This window comes from Tepidibacter hydrothermalis, assembly GCF_029542625.1.
Lineage (GTDB): Bacteria > Bacillota > Clostridia > Peptostreptococcales > Peptostreptococcaceae > Tepidibacter_A > Tepidibacter_A hydrothermalis.
Window position 1 is genome coordinate 1,178,555 of record NZ_CP120733.1, and the last position, 17,478, is coordinate 1,196,032.

The 17,478-nt window shown below is 29.7% G+C and carries 17 protein-coding genes; all 17 read left to right on the forward strand.

Going from position 1 to position 17,478, the window contains the following annotated elements:
• Nucleotides 1-4 precede the first annotated feature (4 nt).
• The 17 genes from P4S50_RS05130 to P4S50_RS05210 all read left to right on the forward strand — a co-directional run bounded on the left by P4S50_RS05130 (nucleotide 5) and on the right by P4S50_RS05210 (nucleotide 17,368).
• Nucleotides 5-658 carry a 3-oxoacid CoA-transferase subunit A gene (locus P4S50_RS05130; protein ID WP_277733531.1) on the forward strand — a complete coding sequence of 218 codons (654 nt, stop codon included), beginning with the start codon at nucleotides 5-7 and terminating at the stop codon, nucleotides 656-658.
• Nucleotides 659-662: 4 nt separating this feature from the next.
• Nucleotides 663-1,322: a 3-oxoacid CoA-transferase subunit B gene (locus P4S50_RS05135; protein WP_277733532.1), complete on the forward strand. Its 660-nt coding sequence runs from the start codon at nucleotides 663-665 to the stop codon at nucleotides 1,320-1,322.
• A gap of 18 nt (nucleotides 1,323-1,340) precedes the next feature.
• Nucleotides 1,341-2,375 carry an L-erythro-3,5-diaminohexanoate dehydrogenase gene (gene kdd, locus P4S50_RS05140; RefSeq protein ID WP_277733533.1) on the forward strand — a complete coding sequence of 345 codons (1,035 nt, stop codon included), beginning with the start codon at nucleotides 1,341-1,343 and terminating at the stop codon, nucleotides 2,373-2,375.
• Between the two features lie 55 nt (nucleotides 2,376-2,430).
• Nucleotides 2,431-3,708, forward strand: a complete 1,278-nt coding sequence (gene kamA, locus P4S50_RS05145; RefSeq protein WP_277733534.1) for a lysine 2,3-aminomutase — start codon at nucleotides 2,431-2,433, stop codon at nucleotides 3,706-3,708.
• Nucleotides 3,683-4,699: a lysine 5,6-aminomutase reactivase subunit KamB gene (gene kamB, locus P4S50_RS05150; RefSeq protein WP_277733536.1), complete on the forward strand. Its 1,017-nt coding sequence runs from the start codon at nucleotides 3,683-3,685 to the stop codon at nucleotides 4,697-4,699. The genes kamA and kamB overlap by 26 nt, the downstream gene beginning before the upstream one ends.
• Nucleotides 4,692-6,158, forward strand: a complete 1,467-nt coding sequence (kamC, locus tag P4S50_RS05155) for a lysine 5,6-aminomutase reactivase ATPase KamC (protein ID WP_277733537.1) — start codon at nucleotides 4,692-4,694, stop codon at nucleotides 6,156-6,158. Before kamB ends, kamC begins: the two co-directional genes overlap by 8 nt.
• Nucleotides 6,159-6,184: 26 nt before the next feature.
• A complete protein-coding gene (gene kamD, locus P4S50_RS05160; RefSeq protein WP_277733538.1) occupies nucleotides 6,185-7,741 on the forward strand; it encodes a lysine 5,6-aminomutase subunit alpha in 1,557 nt (518 codons plus the stop codon).
• Nucleotides 7,741-8,529, forward strand: a complete 789-nt coding sequence (kamE, locus tag P4S50_RS05165; protein WP_277733541.1) for a lysine 5,6-aminomutase subunit beta — start codon at nucleotides 7,741-7,743, stop codon at nucleotides 8,527-8,529. The genes kamD and kamE overlap by 1 nt, the downstream gene beginning before the upstream one ends.
• Before the next feature lie 11 nt (nucleotides 8,530-8,540).
• Nucleotides 8,541-9,308, forward strand: coding sequence for an enoyl-CoA hydratase-related protein (locus P4S50_RS05170; RefSeq protein ID WP_277733542.1), 768 nt, complete (start codon nucleotides 8,541-8,543; stop codon nucleotides 9,306-9,308).
• Nucleotides 9,309-9,319: 11 nt separating this feature from the next.
• On the forward strand, nucleotides 9,320-10,159 hold the full coding sequence (locus P4S50_RS05175) for a 3-hydroxybutyryl-CoA dehydrogenase (protein WP_277733543.1): 840 nt from the start codon (nucleotides 9,320-9,322) through the stop codon (nucleotides 10,157-10,159).
• A 12-nt stretch (nucleotides 10,160-10,171) separates the two neighbouring features.
• A complete protein-coding gene (locus tag P4S50_RS05180; protein ID WP_277733544.1) occupies nucleotides 10,172-11,350 on the forward strand; it encodes an acetyl-CoA C-acetyltransferase in 1,179 nt (392 codons plus the stop codon).
• Nucleotides 11,351-11,842: 492 nt separating this feature from the next.
• Nucleotides 11,843-12,571 (forward strand): DUF2971 domain-containing protein, encoded by a 729-nt coding sequence (locus P4S50_RS05185; RefSeq protein ID WP_277733545.1) that lies wholly within the window; start codon nucleotides 11,843-11,845, stop codon nucleotides 12,569-12,571.
• Between the two features lie 476 nt (nucleotides 12,572-13,047).
• A complete protein-coding gene (locus tag P4S50_RS05190; RefSeq protein ID WP_277733546.1) occupies nucleotides 13,048-13,668 on the forward strand; it encodes a hypothetical protein in 621 nt (206 codons plus the stop codon).
• A gap of 75 nt (nucleotides 13,669-13,743) precedes the next feature.
• Nucleotides 13,744-14,583 (forward strand): hypothetical protein, encoded by an 840-nt coding sequence (locus P4S50_RS05195; protein WP_277733548.1) that lies wholly within the window; start codon nucleotides 13,744-13,746, stop codon nucleotides 14,581-14,583.
• Between the two features lie 127 nt (nucleotides 14,584-14,710).
• A complete protein-coding gene (locus tag P4S50_RS05200; RefSeq protein ID WP_277733549.1) occupies nucleotides 14,711-15,580 on the forward strand; it encodes a mechanosensitive ion channel family protein in 870 nt (289 codons plus the stop codon).
• A 126-nt stretch (nucleotides 15,581-15,706) separates the two neighbouring features.
• On the forward strand, nucleotides 15,707-16,216 hold the full coding sequence (locus P4S50_RS05205) for a flavin reductase family protein (RefSeq protein WP_277733551.1): 510 nt from the start codon (nucleotides 15,707-15,709) through the stop codon (nucleotides 16,214-16,216).
• A 150-nt stretch (nucleotides 16,217-16,366) separates the two neighbouring features.
• Nucleotides 16,367-17,368, forward strand: coding sequence for a peptidylprolyl isomerase (locus P4S50_RS05210; RefSeq protein ID WP_277733552.1), 1,002 nt, complete (start codon nucleotides 16,367-16,369; stop codon nucleotides 17,366-17,368).
• Nucleotides 17,369-17,478 lie beyond the last annotated feature (110 nt).

Here is a 17,478-nt window from a genome sequence, read left to right on the forward strand (position 1 = left end):
GAATATGAACAAGGTAGTTGAAGTAGATTCTTTGAAGTCATTATTAAAAGATGGAATTACTATTATGATAGGTGGATTCTTAGGATGTGGGACACCAGAAAAATTGGTTGATTTAGTAATAGATATGAATATAAAAAACTTGACTATTATAGGAAATGATACAAGTTTTGTTGACAAGGGGATTGGAAGGCTCATTGCTAATAATCAAGTAAAAAAGGTTATAGCATCTCATATAGGAACTAATGCTGAAACAGGAAGATTAATGAATGAAGAAAAAATGGAGGTTGAATTATCTCCTCAGGGAACTTTGATTGAAAGAATAAGAGCAGGTGGGTTTGGACTTGGAGGAGTGCTTACTGAAACTGGAGTGGGAACTTTAGTGGAAGAAAATAAACAAAAAATAAATGTAGGTGAAAAAGAATATTTATTAGAACTTCCTCTTAAGGCTGATATCGGTTTTATTAAGGGAAGTATAGTAGATAAATTTGGGAATGTATATTATAAAGGTACTACTAAAAATTTCAATCCTATGATTGCCATGGCTTCAGATAAAGTAATAGTAGAAGCCGAGTCTCTAGTAAATACAGGAGAAATAAAGCAAGAATCAGTAATGACACCAGGTGTTTTAATTGATTACATAGTCAAAGGAGATGAATAAATTCATGATAGATTCAAAAGAAGCTAAGGAAATAATAGCAAAAAGAGTAGCTAAAGAATTAAGCGATGGCCAATTGGTGAATCTGGGAATAGGACTTCCAACTAAGGTTGTAAACTATATACCTGAAGATATTAATGTTACATTTCAATCTGAAAATGGAATGGTTGGAATGGGAAAGTTAGCAAGAGATGAAGGTATGGATGAGGATATAACCAATGCAGGAGGGCAGTTTGTATCTATATTAAATGAAGGAGCATTCTTTGATAGTTCTATGTCATTTGGACTAATAAGAGGAGGACATGTGGATGTTACTGTTTTAGGTGCGCTTCAGGTTGATGAAAAAGGGAATCTTGCAAATTGGATAATTCCTGGGAAATTAGTTCCTGGTATGGGTGGAGCAATGGACTTAGTAGTAGGAGCTAAAAAAGTTGTAGTTGCAATGATACATACAGCAAAAGGAAAACCAAAGATATTAAAAGAGTGCAGTCTCCCATTTACGGCAAAACAAGTAGTTGATTTGATTGTTACTGAATACGGAGTTATAGAGGTAACTAAGGAAGGACTTGTACTAAAAGAGATAAACAAAGATATTTCAGTTGAACAAGTACAAGAAGCAACAGATGCAAAACTTATAATTTCAGAAAATTTAGAATATATGAATTGAATTAAAGGGGGAGAAACTATGAAATTATGTAAATATGGAACACACAGAGTAATTGAGCCAAAAGAGGTTTTACCACAACCAGCTAATAAAATATCTAATGATATGAATATATACGACAATGAGATACTAATAGACGTTGACGCTCTTAATATAGATTCTGCAAGTTTTACTCAAATAGAAAAAGAATGCTCAGGAGATATAGAAAAAATAAAATCTAGAATACTTCAAATAGTAAATGAAAAAGGAAAGATGCAAAATCCAGTAACAGGATCAGGTGGTATGCTAATTGGAAGAGTTGAAAAAATAGGTAATAGTGTAAGTGATAAAGTTGATTTGAAAGAAGGAGATAAAATAGCAACATTAGTTTCTCTTTCTCTAACTCCACTTAAAATAGATGAAATTATAGATATAAAGCCTGACATAGATAGAGTTGAAGTAAAAGGAAAGGCAATACTGTTTGAAAGTGGCATATATTCAGTTTTACCAAATGATATGGAAGAAACCTTAGCTCTTGCTGCACTTGATGTTGCTGGGGCACCTGCGCAAACTAGAAAATTAGCTAAAAAGGGAGAGTCAGTACTTATATTAGGAGCTGCTGGAAAATCAGGATTGCTTTGCTGTTATGAATCTAAAAAAGCTGTTGGTCAAAATGGAAAGGTAATCGGTCTTGTAAGAAATGAAAAAAGTAGAGATCTACTTAAATATACTGGATTCTGTAATGAAATAATAGTTGCAGATGCTAAAAATCCAACTCAGGTTTTAAATGAAGTATTAAGAGTTAATGATGGAAATGAAGTTGATATAGCTATTAACTGTGTAAATGTAGAAAATACAGAAATGTCAAGCATACTACCAGTTAGAGATGAAGGAATAGTATACTTCTTTTCTATGGCAACAAGCTTTACAAAAGCAGCACTTGGAGCAGAGGGCGTAGGTAAAGATGTAACTATGATAATAGGTAATGGATATACAAAAAAACATGCTGATATAACATTAGAAGATTTAAGAGAGTGTGACACACTAAGAAATATATTTAAAAATTTATATGCTTAAAGTGAAACTTAATTCAGATGGGTTTTTGATTTAAATAAAATTTAGGGGGAGTATTATGAAGGATGGTAGAAGGTTTGAGATGTTTGAAAATATTGCTGATGAGCAGTGGAATGATTGGAAATGGCAGCTAAATAATAGAATAGAGACAGTTGAAGAATTAAAAAAGTATATACCTTTAAAAGAAGAAGAAGAACAAGGTGCTCTTAAGTGTCTAGAGACTCTAAGAATGTCTATAACACCATATTACTTATCTTTAATAGATAAAAATGATTTAAATGATCCTATAAGAAAGCAAGCAGTTCCAACATCTCTTGAACTTCATGAATCTGAAGCTGATTTACTTGATCCTCTACATGAGGATGAGGATTCTCCTGTAGAAGGGCTTACACATAGATATCCAGATAGAGCTCTTATATTAGTAACAGATCAATGTTCTATGTATTGTAGACATTGTACGAGAAGAAGATTTGCAGGTCAAAACGATTGTACTCTTCCTATGAAGCAAATAGTCAAGGCTATTGATCATATAGCCAAAACACCTCAAATAAGAGATGTATTATTATCGGGTGGAGATGCTCTTTTAATATCTGATGATAAGCTTGAATATATAATCAAGAGATTAAGAGAAATACCTCATGTTGAGATAGTTAGAATAGGATCTAGGGTACCTGTTGTCATGCCACAAAGAATAACTGAAGACCTTGTAAATATGCTTAAAAAATACCATCCTATTTGGTTAAATACACACTTTAACCACCCTAATGAGATAACACCAGAATCTAAAAAAGCATGTGAGATGCTAGCAGATGCGGGTATACCTCTTGGAAATCAATCAGTTTTATTAAGAGGAGTAAATGATTGTGTTCATTTGATGAAAAAACTTGTAAATGAATTAGTAAAAATAAGGGTTAGACCATATTATATATATCAGTGCGACTTATCTATGGGACTTGAACACTTTAGAACTAGTGTATCAAAGGGAATAGAAATAATAGAAGGGTTAAGAGGTCATACATCAGGATATTGTGTTCCTACATTTGTAGTTGATGCACCTGGTGGAGGAGGAAAGACTCCGGTTATGCCAAACTATGTAATTTCTCAAAGCAATAACAAAGTAATACTTAGAAACTTTGAAGGAGTAATAACAACATATAAAGAGCCAGATAATTATATTCCATCATGTTCATGTGAGGTTTGTAAATCAGGCAAAAAAGTAGAGCTTGTAGGGGTTTCTGGACTTTTAAATAATCAAAAGATGGCACTTGAACCAGAAGGCCTTGAGAGAAAGTTAAGAGGTCATAAAAATCATGAAGAATCTAATAAAAACTCTTAGGGATTATAAAAGTATATCCATAATAGGTATGGATAAAAATGTAGGTAAAACTACAACCCTAAATTATATATTGAGTAAAACCAAGGGTAAAATTACCCTTGGCCTTACTTCAATAGGTAGAGATGGAGAAGAAAAAGATGTAGTTACAAGCACTCATAAACCAAAAATATATATTTGCAAAGATACATTGATTGCAACTAGTAAGATGTGTTTTTTAAATAGTGATATTACCAAAGAAATACTCAATACAACAGGTATAAACACACCTATGGGACAGGTTATATTATTTAAATCTTTAAGTGATGGATATGTAGAATTAGCAGGAGCATCTTCTAGCAAAGATATAAAGATTATATCGGATAAACTTATAAATTTAGGAGCGGAACTTGTATTAGTTGATGGAGCTTTATCTAGAAAAACTTTTGCATCACCATCTATTACAGATGCGACAATACTTTGCACTGGGGCTTGTGTATCAACAAATATGGATGATGTTGTGAATAAAACTGTACACACTGTCAATACGCTATCGTTGAATAATGAAAAAGATAAAACTATATTAAAAAAAGCAAATGATATATCTAGAGTTGGAATTATATATAAAAACTTAGAATATAAAGATTTAAATCTTTTGACTTCGATAGATTCATCAAAAGACATAGTACAAAATCTAGATGATAGTTCAACTCATATAGTTGTAAAAGGTCTACTTCTCGATAATTTAATTAAAGATATAATGAAATCCACTGATTTATACAAAGGTATAACTGTATTAATACAAGATGCCACTAAGTCCTTTGTGAGTTCAAATACAATGTATAGATTTTTAAAAACTGGAGGAAGCATAAAGGTTATAAAAAAAATAAATTTGATAGGGATAAGTGCTAATCCTAAATCGATATATGGATATGAATTTGATAAAAATCAATTCTTAGACAAAATAAGAGCACAAGTTAAACTACCTGTATTTGATGTTATTGGAGGTGGTTAATATTAGATTTTTAGATGACACTGAAAGAGAATCAATAGGTTTTAACTATATAATGAGAAATTTAGATGTATTAACACCATATGGATTAAAGATTAAAAAGAATATAAAAGCATATAAAAAAGATCAAAAGGATACCCTTATCAAGGAATTAAATTACATAGAAACTATAAAAGAAAGTTTTATTGAAAATAAAGATTATCATATGAAGATAGAAAATGTATTATACAAATTCAAAGATATAAGAAAGTCTATTCAAAGATGTGAAAGATCAAATGTTTTAGATGAGGTTGAAATATTTGAGATAAAATGCTTTTGCATTTTAATTGATGAGTTAATAGATATATATAGAAAAATTGATATATGTATAGATGATATAAATTTTAAATTACCAGAGAAAATAATAGATTTATTAGATCCAGAAAAAACAAGGATACCAACATTTTATATATACAATTCGTATAGTGAAAATTTAAGAAAAATAAGATACAGAAAAAAAGAAATAGAACAAAAAATATTCAATTATATGGATGAAGAAATAATATACAACTTAAAACAAGAAAGACTAGAAATAGTAATACTTGAAGAAAAAGAAGAGTTAAAAATAAAAAAATATTTATCAAATGAAATAAATAAATTTGTAGATGATATAAAAATCAATATGAATTCTTTAGGTAAACTTGATTTTTTGATAGGAAAAGCAAAATTAGCTCTTAAGTATGAGGCAGTTAAGCCTCAAATTTGCGATGATATGAACATAAAAATAGAAGATAGTGTAAATCCATATGTAAAAGATATTGTTGAAAAGAAAAATAAAAAATTTGTACCTATAAGCATAGATTTGAATAGTGGATCAACAGTAATAACAGGAGCTAATATGGGTGGAAAAAGTGTTAGTTTAAATACTATAGTTCTAAATTTGATGCTTGGACAAATGGGATTTTTCGTCTTTTGTAAAAAAGCTGAATTCCCAATATTAGATTTTATATATTTCATATCTGATGATATGCAATCTGTATCTAAGGGGCTTAGTACCTTTGGGGCTGAGATATGTAAATTAAAAGAAGTTATAGAATCTATAAAAAGAGGAGATGGATTCGTTGCTCTAGATGAATTTGCAAGAGGAACCAACCCAAAGGAAGGCTCTATATTAGTTAAATCGGTTTGTGAGTATTTAGAAACATTTAAAAGTATAAGCATAATATCTACTCACTATGATGGAGTTATAGATAATAATACGGTTCACTATCAAGTTAGAGGGCTTAAAGATATAGACTTTGATTCTTTAAAATATAAAATAGATTTGAATAAATCAAAATCGATACAGATAATACAAGACAATATGGACTATAGGTTAGAAAGAGTTACGAAGGATTATGAGGTTCCAAAAGATGCATTAAATATATCTATTCTTATGGGACTTGATAGATCAATAGTGAACATAGCAAAACAGTATTACTAAGTAGTTGTTGGGGGGGAGAAAAATAAATGGAAAGTAAACTTAATTTAGATTTTGAGATTGTAGATAAAGCTAGGCAATGTGCTAAAAATATTGCAAATGATGTTCAGGGGTTTATAGATAATCATACTACAGTAGCAGTTGAGAGAACTGTATGTAGGTTATTAGGAATAGATGGAGTTGATGAATACGGTGTACCACTTTCAAATATAGTTGTAGACAGTATAAAGAGTCAAAATATGTTGTCTTTAGGAGCTGCTTTATTCATTGGGAATGCAATGCTTACTTATGAGATAAGTGCTCAGGAGGTAGCAAAGAGAATTAGCAAAAAAGAGATAGATATAACTAAAATTCCTATTCATGATTTGTTTGATATAAAGATGAATCTATTGTCCACGGTAAAAGAAACTATGGATAAGATAGATGCTAATAAGATGAAAAGAGAAGAGTATTTAAATACATTCTCAGATAAGGAAGGACCATATTTGTATGTAATAGTTGCTACTGGAAATATATATGAAGATATAACTCAGGCAAAGGCTGCTGCAAAACAAGGAGCAGATATTATAGCTGTTATAAGAACTACAGGGCAGAGTCTTCTTGATTATGTTCCATATGGTGCCACTACTGAAGGCTTTGGTGGCACTTATGCAACACAAGAAAACTTTAGACTAATGAGAGAGGCTCTTGATGAGGTTGGGGAAGAGCTTGGAAGATATATACGAGTTTGTAATTATTGTTCTGGGCTTTGTATGCCGGAGATTGCTGCCATGGGAGCTATTGAGAGATTAGATGTAATGCTAAATGATGCTTTATATGGAATATTATTTAGAGATATAAATATGAAACGAACAATGATAGATCAGTATTTCTCAAGAGCTATAAATGGATATGCAGGTGTAATCATAAATACAGGTGAAGATAACTATTTGACTACTTCAGATGCAGTAGAGGAAGCTCATACTGTACTTGCATCTCAATTTATAAATGAACAATTTGCACTGGTTGCAGGACTTCCTGAGGAACTTATGGGACTGGGTCATGCATTTGAGATGCATCCTGATATAAAGGATGGATTTTTATTAGAGCTTGCACAAGCTCAAATGGCTAGAGAGATATTTCCAAAGGCACCTCTTAAATATATGCCACCTACAAAGTTCATGACAGGTAATATATTTAAAGGACATATACAAGATGCTATGTTCAATATGATAACTATAATGACGAACCAAAAAATCCACCTTTTAGGGATGTTAACAGAGGCACTTCATACACCTTTTATGGCTGATAGAGCACTTGCAATAGAAAATGCTAGATATGTATTCAACAATATGAGCTCTTTAGGAGAGGAAATAACATTTAAAAAAGGTGGAATAATGGAAAAAAGAGCAGATGAGGTTCTTAATAAAGCGTATGAATTATTAAAAGAAATAGAATCACAAGGATTGTTCAAGACATTAGAAAGAGGAACTTTTGCTGGAATAAAAAGACCTATAGATTCAGGTAAAGGACTTGATGGGGTTATAGAAAAGGATAGCAAATATTTCAATCCATTTATAGATATTATGTTGGGAGGGAAGAGATAATGAGTGGTGGACTTTACTCTATGGATAGTAAGGATTTTGATAAGACTCTTGATTTAACAAAAGTAAAGCCTTATGGAGATACAATGAACGATGGAAAAGTTCAATTAAGCTTTACTCTTCCTGTACAAGATGATGAAAAAGGTATAGAATGCGCAAAGATACTTGCTTCAAAAATGGGGCTTAGTGAACCATCAGTAGCTTACCATGGAAGTTTAGATAAAGAGTTCACCTATTACGTTGTATATGGAAGTTTGAATCATACTGTTGATTATACCAGCGTACATGTTGAAACTGTGGAAGTAGATACAATGACTATGAAAGAGGTAGATGAATATATAAGTGATCATATAAAAAGAAAAGTAGTAATCATAGGAGCTAGCACTGGAACTGATGCTCATACTGTTGGAATAGATGCAATAATGAATATGAAGGGATATGCAGGACATTATGGTCTTGAAAGATACGACATGATAGAAGCATATAACCTTGGAAGTCAGGTTCCTAATGAAGAATTTATAAAAAAAGCTATAGAGCTTAAAGCAGATGTACTTTTGGTATCTCAAACTGTAACTCAAAAAAATGTACACATACAAAACCTAACTAATTTAGTAGAAATATTAGAGGCAGAGGGTTTAAGGGATAAAGTTGTTTTGATATGTGGTGGAGCTAGAATAGATCATGAATTAGCTAAAGAACTTGGATATGATGCTGGATTTGGTGCTGGAAAATATGCAGATGATGTAGCAACATTTGCAGTTACAGAAATGGTTAATAAACAAATTATATAAAGGGGGATACTATGGAGAATTTATTATATGAAAAGGTTAATGAAAATATAGGCATTTTAAAAATAAATAGAGCCAAGTATATGAATAGTTTAAATAAAGAGACTTTGAATGAGTTAGACATATTTTTAGATGAAATAGAAAAAGATAAAAATCTTCATGTATTAATAATATCTGGTGAAGGTGAGAAAGCTTTTGTAGCTGGAGCTGATATTAAACAAATGAAAGCTATGAATTGTGTTGAAGCTATGAGATTTTCAAAACTCGGAAATAAGGTATTTAAAAAAATAGAGAACTTACAAAAGGTTGTAATAGGTGCTATAAATGGATACTGCTTAGGTGGAGGATTAGAACTGGCACTAGCTTGTGATATTAGAATAGGAAATGAAAAGTCTAAATTTGCACAACCAGAGGTTGGACTTGGCATAATTCCAGGGTTTGGAGCAACACAAAGATTATCAAATGTTGTAGGAATTTCAAAAGCTAAAGAAATGATATATACAGGGGATATGATAGGTTCAAAAGAGGCTTTAAGAATAGGTATTTTAAATAAAATAGAAGAAGATCCTATAAAAGAATCAATAGAAATGGCAAATAAGATAATTAAAAAAGCTCCTATTGCTGTAAAACAAGCTAAAAAAGCTATAAATTTTGCTTATAACAAAAATCTATGCACTGATTATGAGGTTGAATGCTTTAGTACTTGTTTTAGCACGACAGATCAAAAAGAGGGCATGAGTGCATTTGATGAAAAAAGAAAGGCAAACTTTTTAAATAAATAGGGGGGATTTTCATGAAGATTGGGGTAATAGGAACTGGAACTATGGGAAGTGGCATTGCACAGGTTTTTATAGAAAAAGGATATGAGGTTATATTAAACGGAATTAGTGAAAGTGAAATAAAAAATGGATTTAATATTATAGATAAAAATTTAGATAGAAAAGTTAAAAAAGAAAAAATAACATTAGAAGATAAAGAAGCTATTCTAGAAAAACTTAATATTTGTGTTGAAATAGATGAATTAAAGGAATGTGATATTGTAGTTGAAGCCATAGTTGAGAATATGGAAGTAAAAAAAGAATTGTTTAAAAAATTAGATGAAGTAGTTAAAGAAGATACAATACTTGCTACTAATACATCATCTCTTAGTATAACGGAAATAGCTCTTTCCACAAAAAGACCTGATAAGGTAATAGGAATGCATTTTTTCAATCCTGCTCCAGTTATGAAATTAGTTGAAATAATAGAGGGAGTAGCATCATCACAAGAGACTGTAGATAAGGTTCATGAATTATGTAATCAAATAAGTAAGGATCCTGTTATGGTAAAAGAGGCTCCAGGATTTATAGTTAATAGAATATTAGTACCTATGATTAATGAAGCTATAGGTATTTTGGGAGATGGAATAGCCACTAAGGAAGAAATAGATAAGGCGATGAAGTTAGGTGCAGGCCATCCTATGGGACCTCTTGAGTTATCTGACCTTATAGGAAATGATGTTGTTTTATTCATAATGGAGGTACTACATAAAGAATTTGGAGATGACAAGTATAGACCTCATACTCTTCTTAAAAAGATGGTTAGGGGCAATTTATTGGGAAGAAAAACAAAAAATGGATTCTATAAATATTAAGGGGGATGCTAGATGAAAGAAGCTGTAGTTGTCTCGGCAGTTAGAACACCTATAGGAAATTATGGAGGATCACTTAAGGATATAGAAGCTAGAAATCTTGGAACTTTGGTTATTAAAGAAGCTTTAAAAAAAGCTAATGTGGATTCAAATGAAGTTGATGAAGTTATATTTGGATGTGTTCTTCAAGGTGGTCTTGGTCAAAATATAGCTAGACAATGCTCTATAGATGCAGATATTCCAGAGAGCATTCCAGCTATAACTATAAATAAAGTATGTGGTTCAGGTCTTAGAAGTGTGTCACTTGCTGCTCAAACTATATTATCTGGGGACAATGATATAGTTGTAGTAGGTGGAGTTGAAAATATGTCAAAATCACCTTATATACTTCAAAATGCTAGATGGGGTTATAGAATGGGTGATTCTGATGTAAAGGATATGATGATAAAGGATGGGCTCTGGGATGCTTTTAATAACTACCATATGGGAATTACTGCTGAGAATTTAGCTTCAAAGTATTCTATAACTAGAGAAGAGCAGGATGAATTTGCTGTTAAGTCTCAAAATAAGGCTGAAAAAGCACAGCTAGATGGAAAGTTTGATGATGAAATAGTTCCTGTTATTATTCCTCAAAGAAAAAAAGATCCTATAGTATTTGATAAGGATGAGTTTATAAAGTATGGTGCTAAATTAGAAAAAGTACAAAAATTAAGACCGGCCTTCAAAAAGGATGGAACGGTAACGGCTGCAAACGCATCTGGAATAAATGATGGTGCAGCAGCTCTTGTTATAATGAGTAAGGAAAAGTGTGAAGAGTTAGGGCTTGAACCTTTGGCAACTATAGTTAGTTATGCATCAAAGGGGGTAGACCCATCTATAATGGGAATAGGACCAGTTGATGCTGTTAAGAATGCTTTAGGTAAGGCTAATTTGAGCATTGATGATATGGATTTGATAGAAGCTAATGAGGCTTTTGCAGCACAGTCTATAGCTGTTGCAAAAGAGTTGAATTTTGATATGAGAAAGGTAAATGTAAATGGTGGAGCAATAGCTTTAGGTCATCCAATAGGAGCATCTGGTGCTAGAATATTTGTGACACTTCTTCATGAGATGAAGAGAAGGGAATGTAGTTATGGGCTTGCTACTTTGTGCATTGGTGGTGGAATGGGTACTGCTGTTGTAGTTAAAAGATAATGGTAGTTTAAGACTTTGATATGTTATATATCAGGGTCTTTTTTATTGCCCTATAATAAAGAAATATGGAATAATTTAGTGTGATTTGATATATTATGTATATACAATAGGAATGTAGACCTAGGGTTTGTGCTTAGGCATCAAAATAATACACATTAAAATAACGCTACTTTGTCAACGTTTTAATAAAACTACAGATTATGCTGTTAAAATATTCTAAAAGTTCTAAACTCCCTACGGTCAGACAACGAACTTTTTCAACGTATATTTTAACAGCATAATCTAAGTTTTATAGTAAAATGTTAACCAAAAGTAGCTAACATTTTAAAGTGCATTATTTTGGGGGAAAGTTTTTTATATACATTATGAATTAAAGTTTACCAGTAAGAGGAGGGGTTTATTATTTGTGATACAATATATCATTATTGCAGTTCTGATACTTTTTTAAAAGTAATAAAGTCTCAAAAACTATGGATGTCAGATTTAACTAAAATGAATGATTATGAAGAGCTTAAGTATGGCAAGAATATAATACCTGAAAAATATGAGGAATTAGTTGGAGATTTAAAAGAATCTTTAGAGTTAGGTTTCGAACAACATATTGCTTTTTCATGTTCATTTTCTAAAAAAAGAGATTTGCTTAGTCAATGGAGAGCTTATGGGGATGATGGGGCAGGTTTTTGTATTGGGTTTGATAAGAATAAACTGATAGATTTTAATAAAGTAAATGATTATTTTGATAAAGATTCTTTGTATTGTGATTCTATATACTATGATGAAGATAAATATATCAAATATATAGAATCTTTATTAAAAGAATTTAAAGGAAAAAATAAAAAAATAACTAATCAGGAAGTTAGCCCATTCACTGCTAAATTAGCATGTTGTGCTTCTCAATATAAAAAGGATTTTTATAGAGAAGAAGAGGAAATTAGATTTGTAGTTGTTTTAAATAAAGAGGTTTTTAAAGAGCATCTCTATGAAAAAATAATCAAAGATTTTCCTTTTAAAGTAGATTACAGATTTTCAAAATATGGATTAGCACCGTATATAGAATTGAGTTTAAGTAATAAGAATGTCAAAGGTAGCGAAAGCAAAGCTTTTAAAGAAATAATATTAGGACCTAAAAATCCTTCAAATGAACGTGATATTCAAGATTTTTTATACGTACATGGTATTACTAATGTTGACGTTAAAAGATCTGAAGGAAGTTACCGCTAAATTAAAATAGAAGAGGACTGTGAAGTTGGCTATATGTAATGAAACAGAATGCATTGGAAAGTTAAGATATCAATATGAATTCATTTAAACTTTCTAAAAGGATGTGAAATAATATATGGATATTTTAAATCTTACTATAAAAATTTTCATTGTTGTCATAATATATATGGTTATTATAAGAATTTATATGATGTTAGCAGCGTGGATTGGTCATTTTCTTTTAAAACCATTACGATATCTATGGAAGAATCTAAATAAAAACTAAAAAAGAAGTTTAAGGTGCTTTTGGATAAAGAATATGGAGCTTAAGAACAACAAGAAGATGTAAATTAATGTTGATGTACAATATAATAATGGCATCTTCTTATTTGATAATATTTAGTGTAGGTAGGGCTAGGTTTGAAATTGATGGTATTAGATCAATAAAGATGAAAAGAAGATTTTAGATGATTATTTAAATAAAGAAGGGAAATCATATGAAAAGAATTATTAAGATAAGAGAGTCTATTTTTAAATATTTGATTATATTATTAGGAATAGCACTAGTTTTTATGAATATTAAAAGGTATGAAAATATAGGAGCAGTAAATGGGTCTAACTTAACGATTTGTATATATATATATATGAATGTATTAGTTATAATTCTTAGTTTTATAGAGGGAAAAATAGTAGAGTATAGAGTAAAGGATTTAGATTTGAATTATATAAAACCTTATGGAAAGTCATCGATAGTAAAATACTGCATACTTTTTATGGGTTTAATTGCTATAGCATGGTGCATAAATATAGGTACGATTATTAGAACAGGGTTTTTTATGACAATGTTCATTAATATAGTAATAGTTATGATAGTCCAATATATTTCAATGAAAATAAATATGTATATCAAATATAAGGTTATGTATAGAGAAAATATTTTAGTAATAGGAAATAAGTTATATGATATAGAAGGAATAAAGAGTATTACAGATAACTTTGGTTCTAATTTTTATATGGAAGTTGGAAGTAAAGAGTATGAAATATTTTGCGGACAACTATCTACAAAAAAAGAATTGATGAATATATTAGGAAATAAAATTATTTCAAATGGATTATAGGGGTTTACAATTAAGATAGAATTTTAACGTGTATTATTAGACAGAGTATATATAATATCTAAAAGGAGAAGTTTGATGAATTACAAAATCCTATCAAAGCAAGAAGCTTTTAATGAGATTACAAAGAAAGATGATTTTATTCAAGCTGTAAATATATTTGAAATGATGATGAAGATGTCATCTCACTCAGAAGTGACAATGCATCAATATATTAAACATTTGGGTACAACGGTACAGGAGTGGGAAGTATATGAAAAAAACAAATTGGAATTTATTTTAGATTTATGTAATGCGGCTATAGAGAAGAAAATGAGTAATATACATCTAAAGATTAACTTGGCTAAGACAGATGGAAGAGATGAATATAATAGTGCTTATACAAGAGGAAATACTATATATTTGCCACCTAACAAAATTAAATATGAAACTAATAGGCTAGTTAGGTTAATACTTCATGAAATATTTCATATTATTACGAGAACAAATAGAATGTTAAAAAAAAGTATATATAGTTTAATTGGATATGAGTTAATAAATCCAATAGAGTTATCTAAGAAACTTGATATATTATATCTTGTTAATCCCGATTGTCCATTTATTGATTCGTTTAGAGTTGTAAGAAGAAATGGAGTAAAATGCAATGTTTCACCAATTATTACTTTGAATAAAAATCTTAGTGAAATTGACACAAGTGTAGATATTTTCAAGAGTATTGAATTAAAGTATATCGAGATAATTGAGGAAGCAGGAGTATATAGTTCTGGAAGCATACTTTATGATATAACTGAGCTTAATGTAGAAGAAAATGAAAAAGCATTTCTTTTAAATCAACCAGAAGAAATCTTAGCTGAAGAGTTTGTATCATTTATTTTGGGTGAAGTTACTAAAATTGATTTTGATAAAGTTTTTAAATAGCAAGAAAGTGGATTAGTAAATAATATTTTTTATTGTTTTTTCATTATATAAAAAATATAGAATAATTTAGTTAAAGCCGATATAGTATGTATATAAATGATAATCTATATTGGAAGGAGTTATACTAATGAATTCAATTTTGACATATATAAATGGAAATGATTTGGTGATAAAGGTTTTCTGGACCATAATAGCTTTTATAGCTATTATGTTAAGTATTAAAATCATTAACCATATTATTTATAATAATATTGATGATAATAATAAGTATTATTTAGTTAGAAAAAGAGTGTATTATTTTTTTAGTTCTATCTTTGTTGTTGTTTGTATATTTCTTTGGTCGAATTCTGGAACTAGTTTAACAACCTATTTAGGGCTTGTATCAGCTGGTATTGCTATTGCTTTAAAAAATCTATTTTCAAATATTGCAGCATGGGTATTTATCATTATAAAAAAACCATTTAAAGTAAGTGATCGTATAAGTATAAATAATCAAAAAGGGGATGTTATTGATATAAGGATGTTTCAGTTTAGTTTAATGGAGGTATCATCTTTTGAGAATGGAGAACAGAGTACAGGGCGTATTGCTATTATTCCAAACCATTACATTTTTTCACATTCTCTAATTAATTATAACAAAGGGTTTAAATATATTTGGAGTGAAATAAAGGTACTTATTACTTTTGAAAGTGATTGGGAAAAAGCTAAAACAATTTTGACGGATGTAAGCAATAAACATTCTTTGCACTTATCCGATGAAGCCTCTAGAAGTGTAGATGAAGCAAAAAAGAATTATATGATTCATTACAATAATTTAACTCCAATTGTATATACAGACGTTAAAGAAAGTGGAATACAGTTAACTATGAGATACTTGTGTCCACCACGTCAAATGCGTAATACGGTGAATGATATATGGGAAGATATTCTTAGAATATTTAGAGATGAAGAGGATATTCAATTAGCTTATCCAACGACAAGAGTTACTCGCGACTAGGATTTTTGATTGTGAAAAACTATTTAAAGAAAATATATTTCTTAGCTTGATGGTTTTGTTACTAAGTGGTAAATTTAATATATATTAAATTCTGTATAGAATAACAAATTTTAAGGAGTGATTTTTGTGAAGGAAATAAAATATAATGAATTATCAAAAGAACTTTTGGATCAGCTTCAAAAGGGAGCTTTTTTAAATGTTAAAGATAATGATGGAAATGTAAATACAATGACAATAGCTTGGGGAAATTTAGGTTTTATGTGGAATAAGCCTGTTTTTACTGCCATGGTAAGATACTCAAGACATACATATAAATTAATAGAAAATGCTAAAGATTTTTCTGTAAGTTTTCCACTAAAAGGACAGTTAAAAGAAGCATTAAGTATATGTGGAACTAAATCAGGTAGAGATATAGATAAATTTAAAGAATCTAATATACATGCAGTAGATAGCAAAAACATAAATTCACCTATAATAGAAGAATGTGATCTTCATATTGAGTGTAAAATAGTTTACAAACAAGAAATGGATCCTAAATGTATAATAGACAGTGAAATAAAAGAAAAAAAATATTCAACTGACGATTATCATGTATTATATTATGGGGAAATAGTAGGTACTTATATAAACGAATAATTAGTATATATTAGTTAAAAACTTCGATTCAGTAGAATCAGTATTACATGGATAATATGAGTATATAAGAGATATCGTTTATTAAATTACAAATTGTAAATATGTTATAAAAGATGATATAATAGCCTTAAAAATGAGAGGATGTTCGATATGAAAAAAATAATAGCAGCACTACTTATGGGTTTGATGGTGTTTTCTATTACAGGATTTACTTATAAAGAATCAAAAGATGTAGTGGCTAAGGTGAACGATACAGTAATAACTGTTAGTGAGTATGAAAAGGCTCTAGCTATGTATAAAAAGAATTTTGAGGCAATATATGGACCTGATATATGGAATGTAGAAGTTGAAAAAGGAAAAACTGTGATAGAGGTTATAAAAGAACAAGTTCTTAATAATATGATCGATGATGAATTAGTTTATCAGGCAGCTCAAAAGGAAAATATAAATGTAGAGGATAAAGATGTAGAAGAACAATTTAAAGAGTTTAAAACTCAAGTTGAATTAAATCAACAATTTAAGAAGTACTTAGAAGACAATGGTATAGACGATAAATTTTTAAAAAATCAATTTAAAAAAGATATGTTAATATCTAAATACAAAGACAGCTATATAACATCGTTACAATTAAATGATGAAAAACTAAAAGTGTACTACGAAAAAAACAAAGAGCAATATAAAAGAGAAGAAGCAAAAGCTTCTCATATATTATTTAAAAGTGTTGATGATAGTATGAAACCTTTGTCTGATCAAGATAAAAAAATAGCAAAGAAAAAAGCAGAGGACATATTAGTAAGAGCTAAGAATGGAGAAGACTTTGCATATTTAGCTAAAACATACTCTGAAGATACTGTTTCTGGAATTAACGGAGGAAATCTTGGATACTTCGGAAAGGGTGTTATGGTTCCAGAGTTTGAAAAGGCGACGTTTGAACTTAAGGCTGGAGAAATATCTAATTTAGTAGAAACTCAATTTGGATACCATATAATAAAGGTTATGGATAGAGTTGATGAAATTAGACCTTTTGAAGAGGTTAAGAATCAAATAAAGGATACTATAGAACGAGATTCATACAAAGGAAAAATGGATCAACTTCAAAAAGATAATAAGATAGAAATGTTTGAAAATAATATTAAAGAGTTAAAAAAGTAGATAAGAATTAAAAAATAATAAGTTAACTATAAAGAAAGAAGTGAAATTTTTAAATTCCACTTCTTTTTTCCTATAAAAAAAGTTATATATAAAATTAAACAATAACTGTA

Coding starts and splice junctions, on each gene's coding strand:
- P4S50_RS05200 (WP_277733549.1), top strand. CDS start 14,711: ATGAATTCAATTTTGACATATATAAATGGAAATGATTTGGTGATAAAG.
- P4S50_RS05180 (WP_277733544.1), top strand. CDS start 10,172: ATGAAAGAAGCTGTAGTTGTCTCGGCAGTTAGAACACCTATAGGAAAT.
- P4S50_RS05185 (WP_277733545.1), top strand. CDS start 11,843: ATGAATGATTATGAAGAGCTTAAGTATGGCAAGAATATAATACCTGAA.
- kamA (WP_277733534.1), top strand. CDS start 2,431: ATGAAGGATGGTAGAAGGTTTGAGATGTTTGAAAATATTGCTGATGAG.
- kamB (WP_277733536.1), top strand. CDS start 3,683: ATGAAGAATCTAATAAAAACTCTTAGGGATTATAAAAGTATATCCATA.
- P4S50_RS05175 (WP_277733543.1), top strand. CDS start 9,320: ATGAAGATTGGGGTAATAGGAACTGGAACTATGGGAAGTGGCATTGCA.
- P4S50_RS05190 (WP_277733546.1), top strand. CDS start 13,048: ATGAAAAGAATTATTAAGATAAGAGAGTCTATTTTTAAATATTTGATT.
- P4S50_RS05135 (WP_277733532.1), top strand. CDS start 663: ATGATAGATTCAAAAGAAGCTAAGGAAATAATAGCAAAAAGAGTAGCT.
- P4S50_RS05170 (WP_277733542.1), top strand. CDS start 8,541: ATGGAGAATTTATTATATGAAAAGGTTAATGAAAATATAGGCATTTTA.
- P4S50_RS05130 (WP_277733531.1), top strand. CDS start 5: ATGAACAAGGTAGTTGAAGTAGATTCTTTGAAGTCATTATTAAAAGAT.
- P4S50_RS05195 (WP_277733548.1), top strand. CDS start 13,744: ATGAATTACAAAATCCTATCAAAGCAAGAAGCTTTTAATGAGATTACA.
- kamE (WP_277733541.1), top strand. CDS start 7,741: ATGAGTGGTGGACTTTACTCTATGGATAGTAAGGATTTTGATAAGACT.
- P4S50_RS05210 (WP_277733552.1), top strand. CDS start 16,367: ATGAAAAAAATAATAGCAGCACTACTTATGGGTTTGATGGTGTTTTCT.
- kamD (WP_277733538.1), top strand. CDS start 6,185: ATGGAAAGTAAACTTAATTTAGATTTTGAGATTGTAGATAAAGCTAGG.
- kdd (WP_277733533.1), top strand. CDS start 1,341: ATGAAATTATGTAAATATGGAACACACAGAGTAATTGAGCCAAAAGAG.